The following is a 16,222-nucleotide window of genomic DNA, read 5'->3' as shown; positions in this document are numbered from 1 at the left end:
GCTGTCAGTCCTTCAGTTCCAGGACGCTTGAGACGCCGGAGCGGCCTGCCCCCGTGCCGAGCGTCGCGTCGTCGGCGATCCGGCCGTCGAAGAAGCTGATGACCCGGTCCGCCGCGCTGGCCAGCCGGTGGTCATGGGTGACGAGCAGAATGGCCTGGCCGCGCTGGTGGAAGCGCGACAGCAGCCGCATCACCTCGCGGGTGCCCTTGCTGTCCAGGCTGCCGGCGGGTTCGTCGGCCAGCAGCAGACCGGGGTGGTTGACCAGGGCCCGCGCCAGGGCGACGCGCTGCTGTTCGCCACCGGACAGCTCGCCCGGCATCCTGCGCTCCGTGCCTTCCAGGCCCAGCTCGGCAAGGAGCTTCTCGCGCTCGGCGCGGGCCTGGCGCGCGTTGCTTCCGGCGAGCAGAGCGGGCAGCTCGATGTTGTCGGCGACCGTCAGATTCGACACGAGGTTGAAGAACTGGAAGACGACCCCGATACGGCGGCGCCGCAGCACCGCCCAGCGGGCCTCGCTGTACGAGTCGACGCACTCGCCGTCCAGCCGGATGCTTCCGCTGTCCGGCCGCTGGAGACCGCCGAGGAGATGCAGCAGGGTGGACTTCCCCGCGCCCGACGGTCCGGTGACCGCGATGAACTCGCCCGGCCGGATGGTCAGATCGACACCGCGCACGGCGTGGGCCGGGGCGCCTTCACCGTGGTACGTCTTGACGAGCCCTTCGGCACACAGGACAGGAGGAGGTGCTACGTCGCTCATTCCAGCTCCTCCTGACAGCGTTCCAGCCAGTCGAGGTCGGCCTGCAGGTGCAGCATCGCGCCCTCGATCAGCAGCTGGGAGATCCGGTTGTCCCGGTCTTCGGCGGCGGCGAGCTTCGACAGGTCCCGCAGGGTGTTGAGGTACTGACGCCGCTGTTTGTTGATGAGAGTGATCGGGTCGGCCATGCCGGACGCCGGTGCGAGGGCGAGCTTCATGAAGAACTCGTCCCGTACGCGCGGCTCGTCGGTCGGCTCCTCGAACCAGACATTCAGCGCTTCCCGCCCGGCGTCGGTCAGCCGGTAGATCTTCTTGTTGGGCCGGTTCGACTGGGCGATTTCCTCGCCCTCGATCAGGCCCGACTTCTCCAGCCGGCTGAGAGTGATGTAGATCTGGCCGACGTTCGGCTGAGGGTACGCGGCGCCCAGCAGTTGCTCAAGCCCCTGTTTGAGCTCGTATCCGTGGGCGGGACCACGGGCGAGGAGAGCGAGAAGGGGCAGGCGCACGCGTGCTTCCTCCTCCCCGTTCCGTACCTGCTCGTTGGGGGCGGGACCGGATCGTGGTCGGAGTGTGGCCCGTATCGCCCTGGTGTTATGCGTCGGGCCCTAGTATCGCCCATGCCTAACGGGTATACATGGCCCCTGACGTCACTCGAGGATGAATGGCGCCGGTGCACAGGGAGGAACCTATGCGGTGGATACGAGCCGCGGGTAGGGGTCTCCTGGTCGCCGCCGTGATCATGACCGGTTATGCCGGCGCCGGTGTGCGGGCCGGAGGGCCGCCGGGCGGCGGGGACGGGCGCGGGCCCATGACGCTGGCCACGGCCGGCGATCTCACCGGTTATCTCGGTCCGCTGCTGGACGGCTGGAACCGTACACATCCGGACGAAAAGGTCACCCTCGTCGAGCTGCCGGACTCGGCCGACGAGACCCGGGCGCAGATGATCACCGAACTGCGGGCCGGCAGTGGCCGGTTCGACGTACTCAATATCGACGTGGCGTGGACCTCGGAGTTCGCGGGCGCGGGCTGGATCGCCCCGGTCGACCGGAGCCGCTTCCCACTCGACGCCTTTCTGCCGCCGGTGGTGGACACCGCCACCTTCGACGGACAGTTGTACGCCGTCCCGTATGTCACGAATGCCGGGTTGCTCTACTACCGCAAGGACCTCCTGCAGCGTGAGGGCGAACAGCCGCCGCGCACTTGGGCGGACCTGGAGCGGCAGGCGTCGACGATCGCCCCGAAGTACGGAATCGGGGGATATGCCGGTCAGTTCCTGCCGTACGAGGGGCTCGCCGTCAATGTCACCGAGGCGGTGCACTCGGCCGGTGGATCGTTCCTCGGTGACGAGGGCGAGCGGGTCACCGTGGACTCCGCCGCCGCCCGCGCCGGACTGGGCTTCCTCGCCCGGGGAGTACGGGACGGCTGGATTCCGCAGGAGGCGCTGCGCTTCAAGGAGGAGGAGTCGCGGCAGGCGTTCCAGAACGGCCGGCTGCTCTTCCTGCGCAACTGGCCTTACGTCTACTCCGCCGCCGGAGGCAAGGACTCCGAGGTCGCCGGGAAGTTCGGCGTAACACCGCTGCCGGGCCCCGACGGCCCCGGTGCGAGCGTGCTGGGCGGCTCCAATCTCGCCGTCAACGCGCACTCCCGCCACCAGGAGTCTGCCAAGGCCCTGATGGCCTACCTGACCAGCGAACCCGTACAGCGCAAGGTGCTCACCGAGGGCTCGCTGCCGCCGGTGCGGGCCGCCCTGTACGCCGATCCCGAGCTGGTGCGCGCGTACCCGTTCCTGCCGACGCTGCGCAGGAGTGTGCTGGCGGCCGAGCCCCGGCCCAAGAGTCCGCGCTACGACCAGGTGAGCCTGGCGGTGCAGGCGGTGGCGTACGACGCGATGGCGCTGCGCCAGTCTCCGGAGCAGGCGGTCCTCAGGCTGGCCGGGGAGCTCCGGGCCGTCGCACGCAGAGGCTGAGAAATCTCCGCCTAGTTACACGTTAGGTATCTGCGGCCTAACGAAACGTGGGACATATGTGCACAACCAAGGGCAGCTTTCTGCCTTCTCGTTGACACCCACTCGACACGCCTACTTAACATGCATGCATAACGGGAGGCCTGCTCTGGACACTCCCGCACGCTCAAGTAGGAACAGGTCAACGGGTGATGCTCACTGCCCCGGCCGACAACGGCCTTCCCCTTCGCATCGCGCACCACTGGTGGCGGGATGCGGTGATCTACCAGGTGTATGTCCGCAGCTTCCTGGACAGCACCGGCGACGGCATCGGTGACCTGGCCGGCGTACGGGCGGGGCTGCCGTACCTCAAGAAGCTCGGCGTCGACGGCATCTGGCTGAGTCCGTTCTACCCCTCGCCGCAGCACGACCACGGCTACGACGTCGCCGACTACTGCGACGTCGACCCGGTCTTCGGGGACCTCGCCGAATTCGACCTGCTGGTTACCGCCGCCCGGCGGCTCGGCATCAAGGTGCTCCTGGACATCGTCCCCAACCACTGCTCCAGCGAGCACGTCTGGTTCCGCGAGGCGCTGGCCGCAGCGCCCGGCAGTGCGGCCCGCGCCCGCTTCCACTTCGCCGACGGCCGGGGCTCGGACGGCGAGGAGCCGCCCAACAACTGGCGCGCGATGTTCGGCGGCCCCGCCTGGTCCCGCATCACGGAGGAGGACGGCACTCCCGGTCAGTGGTACCTCCACATGTTCACCCCCGAGCAGCCCGACCTGAACTGGCGCAATCCCGAGGTCGCCGACCACTTCGACCAAGCCCTGCGCTTCTGGCTCGACCGAGGCGTCGACGGCTTCCGCATCGACGTGGCGGCAGGGCTCTTCAAGCACCCCGAACTCCCCGACTCCCCGGACCCGGAGGCCGACGAGCGGACCCGCGACTCGGTCAACCCGCTCGCCTGGAACCAGCCCGAGGTGCACGACGTGTGGCGCCACTGGCGCTCGGTCTGCGAGGAGTACGCCGCCCGCGACGGCCGCGACCGGCTGCTGGTCGGTGAGGTCTCCGTACCCACCGCTCGCGAACACGCCCTGTACGTACGCCCCGACGAGCTGCACCAGGCCTTCTTCTTCGACCTGCTCGGCGCCCCCTGGGACGCCGACGCGTTCCAGAAGATCATCTCCGACGCGATGCAGGACATCGCGGGCACCGGCTCCACCGTCACCTGGGTCCTCAACAACCACGACCAGGTCCGCACCGTTACCCGCTACGGCGAATCCGGCACCGAGGGCAGCGGCCTCGGCTCGGCGCGCGCCAGGGCCGCCGCCCTGCTGATGATGGCGCTGCCCGGATCGGCGTACATCTACCAGGGCGAAGAGCTGGGCCTGCCCGAGGTCGTGGACCTGCCCGACGATGTGCTCACCGACCCCATATTCCGCCGTACGGGCAGCCGCAAGCGCATCCGTGACGGCTGCCGGGTCCCGCTCCCGTGGTCGGGCCACGCCTCCCCGTTCGGTTTCACCTCGGGCGCCGAAGGGGCCCGGCCGTGGCTGCCGCAGCCCGAGTGGTTCGCCGAGCACGCCACGGACCGGGCGCTGGCCGACACCCGCTCGTTCTGGCACCTCTACCGGGACGGTCTGCAACTGCGGCGCGGGCTGCCCCAGTTCGCGGAAGGCGGCCTGCGCTGGCTGGAGAGCCCGCCCGACGTGCTCGCCTTCGTCCGGGGCGACGGCCTGGTGTGCGCGGTCAACTTCGGCACCGCCCCTGTGCCGGCTCCGGTCGCCGGCACCCCGCTGCTGGCCAGTGGCCCCTGTGCCAACGGGGTGCTGCCCGGGTCCACCGCGGCCTGGTGGATCAGCGACAACGCCCCCCTGTAACCCCTCCCTGTGATTCCTCCTGCTCAACCTCTCCGGAAGGAACAGCCATGATGAGACTGCAACGACGGACCATGGCCGCCTGCTCCTCGGCACTCGCCCTCGCATTCGGCGCGACCGCGTGCGGCGGCGACGTCACCCCCGCGGGCGGTGGCGGCGAGAGCCTCAGCGGCAAGAAGGTTTCCGTCGCCGGTGTCTGGTCCGGCACGGAACAGAAGAACTTCCGCAAGGTGCTCGACGCCTTCTCCGAAAAGACCGGCGCCAAGGTCGAGTTCATCTCCACCGGTGACAACGTCTCCACCGTCATCGGCAGCAAGATCGAGGGCGGCAACGCGCCCGACGTGGTGATGGTTCCTCAGGTCGGCGTGCTGAAGCAGTTCGCCGAGAAGGGCTGGCTCCAGCCGCTCGACAAGAAGACCGAGCAGACGGTCACGGACAACTTCGCGCCGGTATGGAAGAACTACGGCACCGTCGACGGCGACTTCTACGGCCTCTACTTCAAGGCCGCCCACAAGTCGACGGTCTGGTACAGCCCGGACGCCCTCGAACAGGCCGGGGTCAAGCCGCCGAAGACCTACGCGGAGATGCTCAAGAGCTCCGCCACGGTCGCCGATTCCGGACTGCCCGCCTTCGCGGTCGCCGGAGAGGACGGCTGGACGCTCACCGACTGGTTCGAGAACATCTACCTCTCCCAGGCAGGCCCCGAGAAGTACGATCAACTCGCCGCCCACAAGCTGCCGTGGACCGACGCCAGTGTCGTCAAGGCACTCACCACCCTGGGCGAACTGTTCTCCGGCAAGGACCTCGTCGCGGGCGGCCGTTCGGGCGCGCTCAGCACCGACTTCCCCAGCTCCGTCGGACAGGTCTTCGGCGCCGACCCCGAGGCCGCGATGGTCTACGAGGGCGACTTCGTCGGCTCGATAGCCAAGGAGGAGCACGGCAGGAAGATCGGCGAGGACGCCACCTTCTTCCCCTTCCCCGCGGTCGACGGAGGCAAGGCACCGGTGGTCAGCGGCGGCGACGCCGCGGTGGTGCTCAAGGACGGCCGCAACCGCAAGGCCGCCATGGCGCTCATGGACTACCTCGCCACCCCGGAAGCGGCCGAGGTCTGGGCCGGCGCGGGCGGCTTCCTCTCGCCCAACAAGAAGGTCGACCCGGCCGCCTACGGCGACGACACGGCACGCAGGACCGCCAAGTCCCTCATCGACGCCGGTGACACCGTCCGCTTCGACATGTCCGACCAGGCCCCGGCCGCCTTCGGCGGGACCAAGGGCATGGGCGAGTGGAAGATCCTCCAGGACTTCCTGCGCGACCCCGCCGACCCGAAGGGCACCGCGGCCGCGCTCGAAGTCGCGGCTGCCAAGGCCTTCAAGAACTGAGGGCGACAGCCATGACCGCCATCACCACCCCCTCGTCCGCCGCCGGTGCCCGGCGCAGCGCCACCCGGCGCAGATGGATCGTCGCCGTGGTGTTCGCCCTCCCCGCCCTGCTGCTGCTCGGCGTACTGGTCGTCTACCCGATGCTGTTCTCCGTAGGACGCAGCTTCTTCGACGCCACGGGCACCCGGTTCGTCGGCGGCGACAACTACACCGAGATGTTCCGCGACCCGGCGACGCTCAAGGCCATCCGTAACAGCACCCTGTGGGTGGTCATCGCTCCCACGCTGCTGACCGGTCTCGGGCTGATCCTCGCCGTACTCACCGAGAAGGTCCGCTGGGCGACCGCTTTCAAGCTGCTGCTGTTCCTCCCCATGGCGGTCTCCTTCCTCGCCGCCGGCATCATCTTCCGGCTCGCCTACGAGGAGGACCCCGACCGGGGTGTGCTCAACGCGGTGGCGGTCGGCGTCCACGACACCTTCAAGGACGCCTCTTCCTACCCCACTGCCCGGGCACGCGACGGGCAGGGACTGGCGAAGGCCGGGGACGGCTCGTTCCGTACGACCGACGAGACGGGACCGGGACGTACCGTCGCACTCGGACTCGTCGGCGTCCGGCCGAACGAACTGCCCGCCGGGGCCGTGCCCGCCCGGCAGGCGGCCACCGCGGAGGCCGCCGCGGACGAACTGCGCGGTGTCGTCTACCTCGACTTCACCCCCGGCGGGGGCGGCGAACAGGGCAAGGTCGACGCCAAGGAGAGCGGACTGCCGCAGATGGCGGTCGAGGCGGTACAGGGCGGCAAGGTGGCGGCGCGGACCACCACCGCGTCCGACGGCTCCTTCCGCTTCGCGGACCTGCCCACAGGCTCGTACGAACTCCGCCTCCCCGCACAGAACTTCGCGCCGCCCTACGAGGGCATCTCGTGGCTGGGCCCCGCACTGGTCACACCGGCCGTCATCGGCGCGTACCTGTGGATCTGGACGGGCTTCGCGATGGTGCTCATCGGCGCAGGGCTCTCCGCCCTGCCCCGGGAGGCACTGGAGGCGGCCCGGATGGACGGCGCGAACGAGTGGCAGATCTTCCGGAGGATCACGGTGCCGCTGCTCGCCCCGGTGCTGACCGTGGTCTTCGTGACCCTGGTGATCAATGTGATGAAGGTCTTCGACCTCGTCTACATCATCGCGCCCGGCCCGGTGCAGGAAGAGGCCACCGTACTGGCCACCCAGATGTGGCTGGTGTCCTTCGGCGGCGGCCAGGACCAGGGTCTTGGCAGCGCGCTCGGTGTGCTCCTGCTGGTGCTGGTCGTACCCGCCATGCTCTTCAACGTCCGCCGCTTCCGCAGGAGTCAGTCATGACCGTCACCGCCGTCGCCAAGACCGGCGAGCGCCGACCGGCGGACGGACCGGGGACGCTGCCCGCCCCCGCCCCCGCGCCCAAGCGCCCGTCCTGGGCGGCCCGGCTGACCCGCGGGCTCAGCAGCGGAGTCGTACAGGCGGTCCTGATCATCGTGGGGCTGATCTGGATCACGCCACTGGCCGGGCTCTTCCTGTCCTCTCTGCGCACCGAGCGGGACAACGCGGGCAGCGGCTGGTGGACCGCGCTGACCCGTCCCGGACAGCTCTCGCTCGACAACTACACGGCGCTGCTGGCCGATACGGGCATCACCCAGGCGTTCTGGAACACCGTTCTGATCTCCGTGCCGGCCACCACACTGGTCGTCGTACTGGCCGCCCTGGCCGCGTACGCCTTCGCCTGGCTGGAGTTCCCGGGGCGGGACTCGCTCTTCCTGGTGGTGGTGGCACTGCTCGTGGTGCCGGTGCAGGTCGGGCTGCTGCCGGTGGCGAAGCTGTTCGGACAGCTCGGGCTCTTCGGCACCATCCCGGGCGTCGTGCTCTTCCATGTCGCGTACGGGCTGCCGTTCGCCATCTTCCTGCTGCGCAATTACTTCGCCGAGATCCCGCGCGAGATGCTGGAGGCGGCGCGGATGGACGGCGGCAGCGAGTGGCGGATCTTCGCCCAGCTGATCCTGCCCGTGGGCCGCCCCGCCCTTGCCAGCCTGGCCATCTTCCAGTTCCTGTGGGTCTGGAACGACATGCTGGTGGCGCTGCTCTTCGCGGACAGCGCGTCGCAGCCGCTCACGGTGGCGCTCCAGTCCCAGATACGGCAGTTCGGCAGCAACATCGATGTGCTGGCGCCCGGCGCGTTTCTCTCGCTGGTCGTGCCGGTGGCCGTCTTCTTCGCCTTCCAGCGCCACTTCGTCCAGGGCGTCATGGCGGGATCCGTCAAATAACCGCTCCCCCTACGACTACGGCCCGGTCCACCCAAAGGCGGACCGGGCCATAGTCGCGCAACTGGCGCTTTTTGTCAGGAAGTTGCCGGAGGGTAGAGCGCGCGCGGCAGCTGCGAGGCCGCCGCGTCGTCCAGTAGCCACAGCGTGCGGCTGCGCCCGTACGCGCCCGCCGCCGGGGCCTGGATCTCCCCGGCGCCCGACAGCCCTATCGCCACGGCCTTCGCCTTGTCCTCGCCCGCCGCCAGCAGCCACACCTCACGCGCCGCGCGAATCGCGGGCAGCGTCAGGGAGATACGGGTCGGCGGGGGCTTCGGGGCCCCGTGAACGCCCACCACCGTGCGCTCCGTCTCCCGGACCGCCGGCAGCTCCGGGAAGAGCGACGCCACGTGCGTGTCCGGGCCGACGCCCAGCATCAGGACGTCGAACGTCGGGACGGGCCCACCCGCGGCGGCAGCCGCTGATTGATAATGCTCCGGCCCGGCGGCCGCGGCCAGTTCAGCGGCGTACGCAGCGGCCGCCGCGTCCGCGTCATTGCTGTACACACCGTCCGAAGCCGGCATCGCGTGGACCCGGGCGGGGTCCACCGGTACCGAGTCGAGCAGGGCGTCGCACGCCTGGGTGTAGTTGCGCTCCGGGTGCCCGGTGGGGAGGAAGCGCTCGTCGCCCCACCACAGGTCGAGCCGGGCCCAGTCGATCGCGTCCCTGGCGGGGGACGAGGCGAGCGCGGCCAGCACGCCGTTGCCGTTCCGGCCGCCCGTCAGCACCACCGACGCCGAACCGCGCGCGGCCTGGGCGTCCACCACCTTCGTGATCAGCCTGGCCGCCGCGGCCTGCGCCATCAGCTCCTTGTCGTGGTGAACGACAAGCTGTGGTGCGCTCACTTCGACGCCGCCTTCTTGGCCGGTGCGGACTTCTTCGCGGCGGCGGCAGCGGAGGACTTGGCCTTCGGCTCGTCCGCCGCGTCCGCCGCGCCCGCCTCGTCCGATGCGTTCTCGTTCGCGGCCGGTGCTGCCTTCGCCTGCTCACCGAGCCGCTCGACACCGAACTTCAGCGCCGACGCGTACGTGTCGTCCGGGTCGAGCCTGCGCAGCTCCTCGGCGATCAGCTCGGCGGTTTCCCGCCGCTTGAGCGCCACCGCGCGGTCCGGCTGCCCCTGAATGGAGAGGGACGCCAGCGAGCCGTCCGGCCGGTGGAGCCTGATCGGCCCGCAGTTGGTCTCCATCTGTACGCCCGTCAGGCCGGGCCCGGACGACATCGACCGCTTCACCGGTACGTGCAGACGGTCGGCGAGCCACATGCCGAGCAGCTCGACGCTCGGGTTGAACTCCTCGCCCTCCACCTCCACCGAGGTGACCTCGCACTCCACCTGGTCCAGCGCGGCCGCGAGCATCGAGCGCCACGGCGTGATGCGCGTCCAGGAGAGGTCGGTGTCGCCCGGGGTGTAGGCGTCGGCGCGCGCCGACAGCTCGTCGATCGGGTGCTCGGCGGCGTACGTGTCGGTCACGCGGCGCTGGGCCAGCGCGCCGAGCGGGTCCTTCGCCGGGTCGAGCGGCGCGTTCACCGCCCACCACACGACGACGGGGGCGTCGGGCAGCAGCAGCGGCAGCACCACCGACTGGGCGTGGTTGATGACCTCGCCGTACAGCCGCAGGACGACCGTCTCGCCGGTGCCCGCGTCCGCGCCCACCCGTACCTCGGCGTCGAGGCGTGCCTTCGAGCGGTCGCGCGGCGAGCGCGAGACCCGCTTGATGACGACGAGGGTGCGCGAAGGGTGCTCGCGGGAGGCCTCGTTGGCCGCCCTCAGCGCGTCGTAGGCGTTCTCCTCGTCGGTGACGATGACCAGGGTCAGCACCATGCCCACGGCAGGAGTGCCGATCGCGCGGCGGCCCTGGACCAGCGCCTTGTTGATCTTGCTGGACGTGGTGTCCGTGAGGTCGATCTTCATGGCCGACGCCAGCTCCGTCCGTCTCGTGCGAGCATTTCGTCCGCCTCGACCGGGCCCCAGGAACCGGCCAGGTACTGCGCGGGCTTGCCGTTCGCGTCCCAGTAGTCCTCGATCGGGTCGAGGATGCGCCAGGACTGCTCGACCTCTTCCAGCCGCGGGAAGAGGTTGGCGTCGCCGAGCAGGACGTCCAGGATCAGGCGCTCGTACGCCTCGGGGCTGGACTCGGTGAAGGACTCGCCGTAGGCGAAGTCCATCGACACGTCCCGGACCTCCATCGAGGTGCCCGGCACCTTCGAACCGAAGCGGACCGTGACGCCCTCGTCCGGCTGGACGCGGATGACCAGGGCGTTCTGCCCCAGCTCCTCGGTGGCCGTGTGGTCGAAGGGCGAGTGCGGGGCGCGCTGGAAGACGACCGCGATCTCGGTGACGCGGCGGCCCAGGCGCTTGCCCGTACGCAGATAGAAGGGGACGCCCGCCCAGCGGCGGTTGTCGATCTCCAGCTTGATCGCCGCGTAGGTGTCGGTCTTCGACCGGGGGTCGATGCCGTCTTCCTGGAGGTAGCCGACGGCCTTCTCGCCGCCCTGCCAGGCCGCCGCGTACTGCCCGCGTACGGTGTCGCGGCCGAGGTCCTTGGGGAGCCTGACGGCGCCCAGCACCTTGGTCTTCTCGGCGACCAGCGCGTCCGCCTCGAAGGAGGCGGGCTCCTCCATGGCGGTCAGCGCGAGCAGCTGGAGGAGGTGGTTCTGGATGACGTCGCGGGCGGCGCCGATGCCGTCGTAGTAGCCGGCGCGGCCGCCGATGCCGATGTCCTCGGCCATCGTGATCTGGATGTGGTCGACGTACGACCGGTTCCAGAGCGGCTCGAACATCGTGTTGGCGAAGCGCAGCGCCATGATGTTCTGGACCGTTTCCTTGCCCAGGTAGTGGTCGATCCGGAAGACCTCGTTGGGCGGGAAGACCTCGTGGACGACCTTGTTGAGCTCCTGCGCGGAGGCGAGGTCGTGCCCGAAGGGCTTCTCGATGACGGCACGCCGCCACGAGCCTTCCTGCTGGTCGGCGAGCCCGTGCTTCTTGAGCTGCTGGACGACCTTGGGGAAGAACTTCGGCGGTACGGACAGGTAGAAGGCGAAGTTGCCGCCCGTGCCCTGCTTCTTGTCGAGGTCCTCGATCGTGGCCTTCAGCTGCTCGAAGGCGTCGTCGTCGTCGAAGGTGCCCTGGACGAAACGCATTCCCTGGATCAGCTGCTGCCAGACTTCCTCGCGGAACGGCGTGCGGGCGTGCTCCTTGACGGCGTCGTGGACGACCTGTGCGAAGTCCTCGGTCTCCCAGTCGCGACGGGCGAAGCCGATGAGCGAGAAGCCCGGCGGCAGCAGGCCACGATTGGCAAGATCGTAGACCGCAGGCATCAACTTTTTACGTGACAAATCGCCCGTGACGCCAAAGATGACCAGGCCCGACGGCCCCGCGATACGCGGGAGCCGTCGGTCCTGTGCGTCACGCAGCGGATTGCTGCTGGACAATTTCTAGGCCTCCGAAGGGGCAAGGCGCTTGAGCTCCGCCTCGGTCGACTTGAGCAGGTCGTTCCAGGACGCCTCGAACTTGTCGACGCCCTCGTCCTCGAGCAGCTGCACCACGTCGTCGTACGAGATCCCGAGCTTCTCGATGGCGTCGAGCTCGGCGCGGGCCTGCTCGTAGGTGCCGGCGACCGTGTTGCCCGTGATCTGTCCGTGGTCGGCGGTCGCTTCGAGGGTCGCCTCGGGCATGGTGTTCACCGTGCCGGGTGCGACGAGCTCGTCGACGTACAGCGTGTCCTTGTACGAGGGGTCCTTGACGCCGGTCGAGGCCCACAGCGGACGCTGCTTGTTGGCCTGCGCCTTGTCCAGCGCGTTCCAGCGGTCCGAGGAGAAGACCTCTTCGTACGCCTCGTACGCCAGACGGGCGTTGGCCAGCGCGGCCTTGCCCTTGAGCGCCTTGGCGTCGTCGGTGCCCAGGGCGTCCAGGCGCTTGTCGATCTCGGAGTCCACGCGCGACACGAAGAACGAAGCCACCGAGTGGATCTTGGAGAGGTCCAGGCCCGCGGCCCGCGCCTTCTCCAGACCGGCCAGGTAGGCGTCCATGACCTCGCGGTAGCGCTCCAGCGAGAAGATCAGCGTCACGTTGACGCTGATGCCGAGACCGATGGTCTCGGTGATCGCCGGGAGACCCGCCTTGGTGGCCGGGATCTTGATCAGGGTGTTCGGGCGGTCCACCAGCCAGGCGAGCTGCCTGGCCTCGGCCGTCGTCGCCCTGGTGTTGTGCGCCAGGCGCGGGTCGACCTCGATGGACACCCGGCCGTCCTGGCCGCCGGTCGCGTCGAAGACCGGGCGCAGGATGTCGGCGGCGTCCCTCACGTCGGCCGTCGTGATCATGCGGATGGCTTCTTCGACCGTGACCTTGCGGGCGGCGAGGTCGGTGAGCTGCTGGTCGTAACCGTGCCCCGTCGAGATCGCCTTCTGGAAGATGGACGGGTTGGTGGTGACGCCCACGACGTGCTGCTGGTCGATCAGCTCGGCGAGGTTGCCGGACGTGATCCGCTGGCGCGAAAGGTCGTCAAGCCAGATCGCGACGCCTTCGTCGGAGAGGCGCTTGAGTGCGTCTGTCATGAGAGTTACATCTCCTACTTGTCGTATACCGGCGTCAGCGCGCTGCGGCGGCAAGAGATTCCCGCGCGGCGGCCGCAACCGCGTCCGCGGTGAATCCGAACTCACGGAAGAGGACCTTGGCGTCCGCGGAAGCGCCGAAGTGCTCCAGCGAGACGATCCGGCCGGCCTCACCGACGTACCGGTGCCAGGTCAGGGCAATGCCCGCCTCGACCGCGACGCGGGCCTTGACGGACGGCGGCAGCACGCTGTCGCGGTACTCCTGGTCCTGCTCCTCGAACCACTCGATCGAGGGCATCGACACCACACGCGCCGGAACGCCGGCGGCCTGGAGCTGCTCGCGCGCCTCGACGGCGAGCTGCACCTCGGAGCCGGTGCCGATCAGCACGACCTGCGGCTGGCCGCCCTCGGCCTCAAGCATCACGTAACCGCCGCGCGCGGCATCCTCGTTGACGTCGTACGTCGGAACACCCTGGCGGGTCAGCGCCAGGCCGTGCGGAGCGTCGTTGCGCCGCAGGATCTCGCGCCAGGCGACAGCCGTCTCGTTGGCGTCGGCCGGGCGGACCATGTTCAGGCCCGGGATCGCGCGCAGGGCGGCCATGTGCTCGACCGGCTGGTGCGTCGGGCCGTCCTCACCGAGGCCGACGGAGTCGTGCGTCCACACGTACGTCACCGGCAGCTTCATCAGCGCGGCGAGGCGGACGGCGGGGCGCATGTAGTCGGAGAACACCAGGAAGGTGCCGCCGTAGATGCGGGTGTTGCCGTGCAGCGCGATGCCGTTCATCGTCGAGCCCATGGCGTGCTCGCGGATGCCGAAGTGGACCGTACGGCCGTACGGGTTGGCCTCCGGCAGCGGGTTGCCTACGGGCAGGAACGACGACGTCTTGTCGATCGTCGTGTTGTTCGAGCCGGCGAGGTCGGCGGAGCCGCCCCACAGCTCGGGGACGACCGCGCCGAGCGCCTGCAGCACCTTGCCGGACGCGGCACGGGTCGCCACGGCGTGGCCGGGCTCGAAGACCGGAACGGCCTTCTCCCAGCCCTCGGGCAGCTCGCCCGCGGCGATGCGGTCGAAGGTGGCGGCGCGTTCGGCGTTGTTGTTGCGCCACTCCTGGAACTGCTTGTCCCAGGCGGCGTGCGCCTCACGGCCGCGGTCGGCCGCCGCGCGCACGTGCGCGAAGACGTCGTCGTCGACCTGGAAGTGCTGCAGGGGGTCGAAGCCGAGCACGCGCTTGGTGGCCGCGATCTCGTCCTCGCCCAGCGCCGAGCCGTGCGAGGCCTCGGTGCCCTGCGCGTTGGGAGCGGGCCAGGCGATGATCGTGCGCGCCGCGATGATCGACGGGCGCTCGGTCTCCTCCTGCGCCGCCTTCAGCGCCGCGTACAGCGCCTTGACGTCGAAGTCGCCGTTGGCGTCCTGCTCGATGCGCTGGACGTGCCAGCCGTAAGCCTCGTACCGCTTCAGCACGTCCTCGGAGAAGGCGGTCTCGGTGTCGCCTTCGATCGAGATGTGGTTGTCGTCGTACAGAGCGACGATGCTGCCGAGCTTCTGGTGGCCGGCGAGCGAGGACGCCTCGGCCGAGATGCCCTCCTCCAGGTCGCCGTCGGAGACGATGGCCCAGATGGTGTGGTCGAACGGGCACGCGCCCTCGGCGGCCTCCGGGTCGAACAGACCGCGCTCGTAGCGTGCGGCCATCGCCATGCCCACGGCGTTGGCGATGCCCTGGCCCAGCGGACCCGTGGTGGTCTCCACGCCGACCGTGTGCCCGTGCTCGGGGTGGCCGGGCGTCAGGCTGCCCCAGGTGCGGAACGCCTTGAGGTCGTCGAGCTCCAGGCCGTACCCGGCCATGTAGAGCTGGATGTAGAGCGTGAGGCTGGAGTGACCGGGGGAGAGCACGAATCGATCGCGGCCCGTCCAGTTCGCATCACTCGGGTCGTGCCGCATCAGCTTCTGGAAAAGAACATATGCGGCCGGTGCGAGGCTCATGGCCGTACCAGGGTGGCCGTTGCCGACCTTCTGTACGGAATCCATGGCCAGGACGCGGACGGTATCGACAGCCCGCTGGTCCAGATCGGTCCACTCGAGATCTGTGCTCGTCGGCTTGGTGCTCACCCTGAGTCAGGGCTCCTCTCCACATGTCGAATCCCGGTGACTGATAGCCGCACCGGGCGCTGTCGAGCCTACCCCCGCGAGAACACGCATCATTTCGAGTTCACGTCGTGGACAAAAACGGACACAGACCAGGGCGCGGGCGGGTGCGGGGGTTCGCCTCCTGACGTTCACCTTCCTCATTACGGACCCGGTCCGGGCCCTGCTCAACACGACCCACCCCGGCGGAGATCGGTGTATGGGCAACGTCTACAGTGGCGTGGTACGCGCAAGTCTTTACCGGGCCTTCACGTCCGGAGCTTGCTGGAATTTCTCTGTCAGGGGTGTGCGTGACGGCCGTCGAGTCCCGACCCGCAGGGGTCGCCTTGACTCCCAGCCCGGCGGGCCATCGGCCATTCGGAGCCCGGGTCAAGGCGTTCGTGGCACTGACCAAGCCTCGGATCATCGAACTGCTGCTGATCACCACCGTTCCGGTGATGTTCCTGGCCGAGCAGGGTGTGCCCGATCTGTGGCTGGTCCTGGCGACCTGCCTCGGCGGTTACCTCTCCGCGGGCGGCGCGAACGCGCTCAACATGTACATCGACCGCGACATCGACGCCCTGATGGACCGCACGTCGCAGCGCCCGCTCGTCACCGGCATGGTGAGCCCGCCCGAGTGCCTGGTCTTCGGCATCAGCCTCGCGGTGATCTCCACGCTCTGGTTCGGCCTGCTCGTCAACTGGCTGTCCGCCGCACTGTCGCTGGGCGCGCTGCTCTTCTACGTCGTCGTCTACACGATGATCCTCAAGCGGCGCACCGCGCAGAACATCGTCTGGGGCGGCATCGCCGGCTGCCTGCCGGTCCTCATCGGCTGGTCCGCGGTCACCAACTCGATGTCCTGGGCCGCCGTCATTCTTTTCCTCGTCATCTTCTTCTGGACGCCGCCGCACTACTGGCCGCTGTCGATGAAGGTGAAGGAGGACTACGCGCGCGTCGGCGTGCCGATGCTTCCCGTCATCGCCTCCAACCTGGTGGTGGCCCGCCAGATCGTCGCCTACAGCTGGGTGATGGTCGCCGTCTCCCTGCTGCTGACCCCCCTCGGCTACACCGGCTGGTTCTACACGGTGGTCGCGGTCGTCTCCGGCGGCTGGTGGCTCAAGGAGGCGCACGGGCTGCAGTCCCGGGCCAAGGCCGGGGTCACCGGCGCCAAGCTCAAGGAGATGCGGCTGTTCCACTGGTCCATCACCTACGTGTCGCTGCTCTTCGTAGCGGTGGCGGTGGACCCCTTCCTGCGCTAGACGGCGCTGGACCATGGCCCT

The 16,222-nt window shown here is 69.2% G+C and carries 13 protein-coding genes; 6 read left to right on the top strand and 7 right to left on the bottom strand.

Translation table 11 applies throughout. The annotated features are described in order from the left end of the window. Window positions 1-4: 4 nt before the first annotated feature. Both PXH83_RS04775 and PXH83_RS04770 read right to left on the bottom strand, forming a co-directional pair. Entirely contained in the window at window positions 5-754 is a 750-nt protein-coding gene (locus tag PXH83_RS04775) for an ABC transporter ATP-binding protein (RefSeq protein ID WP_274557016.1), read from the bottom strand. Next, window positions 751-1,257, bottom strand: coding sequence for a PadR family transcriptional regulator (locus tag PXH83_RS04770; protein WP_274557014.1), 507 nt, complete (start codon window positions 1,255-1,257; stop codon window positions 751-753). The genes PXH83_RS04775 and PXH83_RS04770 overlap by 4 nt, the downstream gene beginning before the upstream one ends. Window positions 1,258-1,439: 182 nt before the next feature. On the opposite strand from PXH83_RS04770, the gene PXH83_RS04765 reads away from it, so the two are divergent. The 5 genes from PXH83_RS04765 (at window position 1,440) to PXH83_RS04745 (ending at window position 8,236) form a co-directional block, all read left to right on the top strand. Then, complete coding sequence (locus PXH83_RS04765) at window positions 1,440-2,717, top strand: ABC transporter substrate-binding protein (protein WP_274557011.1); 1,278 nt, start codon at window positions 1,440-1,442, stop codon at window positions 2,715-2,717. Between the two features lie 188 nt (window positions 2,718-2,905). Continuing rightward, on the top strand, window positions 2,906-4,573 hold the full coding sequence (locus tag PXH83_RS04760; protein WP_274557009.1) for a glycoside hydrolase family 13 protein: 1,668 nt from the start codon (window positions 2,906-2,908) through the stop codon (window positions 4,571-4,573). A 47-nt stretch (window positions 4,574-4,620) separates the two neighbouring features. Then, the gene (locus PXH83_RS04755; RefSeq protein ID WP_274557006.1) at window positions 4,621-5,949 is read left to right on the top strand and encodes an ABC transporter substrate-binding protein; all 1,329 of its coding nucleotides are present in this window, start codon (window positions 4,621-4,623) and stop codon (window positions 5,947-5,949) included. An 11-nt stretch (window positions 5,950-5,960) separates the two neighbouring features. Beyond that, window positions 5,961-7,301 carry an ABC transporter permease subunit gene (locus tag PXH83_RS04750; RefSeq protein ID WP_274557004.1) on the top strand — a complete coding sequence of 447 codons (1,341 nt, stop codon included), beginning with the start codon at window positions 5,961-5,963 and terminating at the stop codon, window positions 7,299-7,301. Then, entirely contained in the window at window positions 7,298-8,236 is a 939-nt protein-coding gene (locus PXH83_RS04745) for a carbohydrate ABC transporter permease (RefSeq protein WP_274557001.1), read from the top strand. The genes PXH83_RS04750 and PXH83_RS04745 overlap by 4 nt, the downstream gene beginning before the upstream one ends. A gap of 74 nt (window positions 8,237-8,310) precedes the next feature. On the opposite strand, the gene pgl is transcribed toward PXH83_RS04745, so the two are convergent. From pgl to tkt, 5 genes are read right to left on the bottom strand one after another with little or no spacing between them, the layout of a single operon-like run. Beyond that, window positions 8,311-9,117: a 6-phosphogluconolactonase gene (gene pgl, locus PXH83_RS04740; RefSeq protein WP_274556999.1), complete on the bottom strand. Its 807-nt coding sequence runs from the start codon at window positions 9,115-9,117 to the stop codon at window positions 8,311-8,313. Beyond that, on the bottom strand, window positions 9,114-10,181 hold the full coding sequence (opcA, locus tag PXH83_RS04735) for a glucose-6-phosphate dehydrogenase assembly protein OpcA (RefSeq protein WP_274556996.1): 1,068 nt from the start codon (window positions 10,179-10,181) through the stop codon (window positions 9,114-9,116). Before opcA ends, pgl begins: the two co-directional genes overlap by 4 nt. Next, window positions 10,178-11,701: a glucose-6-phosphate dehydrogenase gene (gene zwf / locus PXH83_RS04730; protein ID WP_274556993.1), complete on the bottom strand. Its 1,524-nt coding sequence runs from the start codon at window positions 11,699-11,701 to the stop codon at window positions 10,178-10,180. Before zwf ends, opcA begins: the two co-directional genes overlap by 4 nt. Before the next feature lie 3 nt (window positions 11,702-11,704). Further along, window positions 11,705-12,823, bottom strand: coding sequence for a transaldolase (tal, locus tag PXH83_RS04725; protein WP_274556991.1), 1,119 nt, complete (start codon window positions 12,821-12,823; stop codon window positions 11,705-11,707). A 34-nt stretch (window positions 12,824-12,857) separates the two neighbouring features. Then, entirely contained in the window at window positions 12,858-14,927 is a 2,070-nt protein-coding gene (tkt, locus tag PXH83_RS04720; RefSeq protein WP_274556988.1) for a transketolase, read from the bottom strand. A 320-nt stretch (window positions 14,928-15,247) separates the two neighbouring features. Here tkt and PXH83_RS04715 point away from each other — a divergent pair, with 320 nt between their 5' ends. Next, a complete protein-coding gene (locus PXH83_RS04715) occupies window positions 15,248-16,201 on the top strand; it encodes a heme o synthase (RefSeq protein ID WP_274556986.1) in 954 nt (317 codons plus the stop codon). Window positions 16,202-16,222: the final 21 nt, after the last annotated feature.

Origin of the sequence: Streptomyces spiramyceticus (assembly GCF_028807635.1) — a bacterium.
GTDB classification, from domain to species: domain Bacteria; phylum Actinomycetota; class Actinomycetes; order Streptomycetales; family Streptomycetaceae; genus Streptomyces; species Streptomyces spiramyceticus.
The sequence above is the reverse complement of the archived record's forward strand: the minus strand, read 5'-3'. Positions and strand labels throughout refer to the sequence as shown.

Coding starts and splice junctions, on each gene's coding strand:
- PXH83_RS04765 (WP_274557011.1), top strand. CDS start 1,440: ATGCGGTGGATACGAGCCGCGGGTAGGGGTCTCCTGGTCGCCGCCGTG.
- PXH83_RS04760 (WP_274557009.1), top strand. CDS start 2,906: ATGCTCACTGCCCCGGCCGACAACGGCCTTCCCCTTCGCATCGCGCAC.
- tal (WP_274556991.1), bottom strand. CDS start 12,823: ATGACAGACGCACTCAAGCGCCTCTCCGACGAAGGCGTCGCGATCTGG.
- PXH83_RS04750 (WP_274557004.1), top strand. CDS start 5,961: ATGACCGCCATCACCACCCCCTCGTCCGCCGCCGGTGCCCGGCGCAGC.
- opcA (WP_274556996.1), bottom strand. CDS start 10,181: ATGAAGATCGACCTCACGGACACCACGTCCAGCAAGATCAACAAGGCG.
- PXH83_RS04745 (WP_274557001.1), top strand. CDS start 7,298: ATGACCGTCACCGCCGTCGCCAAGACCGGCGAGCGCCGACCGGCGGAC.
- PXH83_RS04775 (WP_274557016.1), bottom strand. CDS start 754: ATGAGCGACGTAGCACCTCCTCCTGTCCTGTGTGCCGAAGGGCTCGTC.
- PXH83_RS04755 (WP_274557006.1), top strand. CDS start 4,621: ATGATGAGACTGCAACGACGGACCATGGCCGCCTGCTCCTCGGCACTC.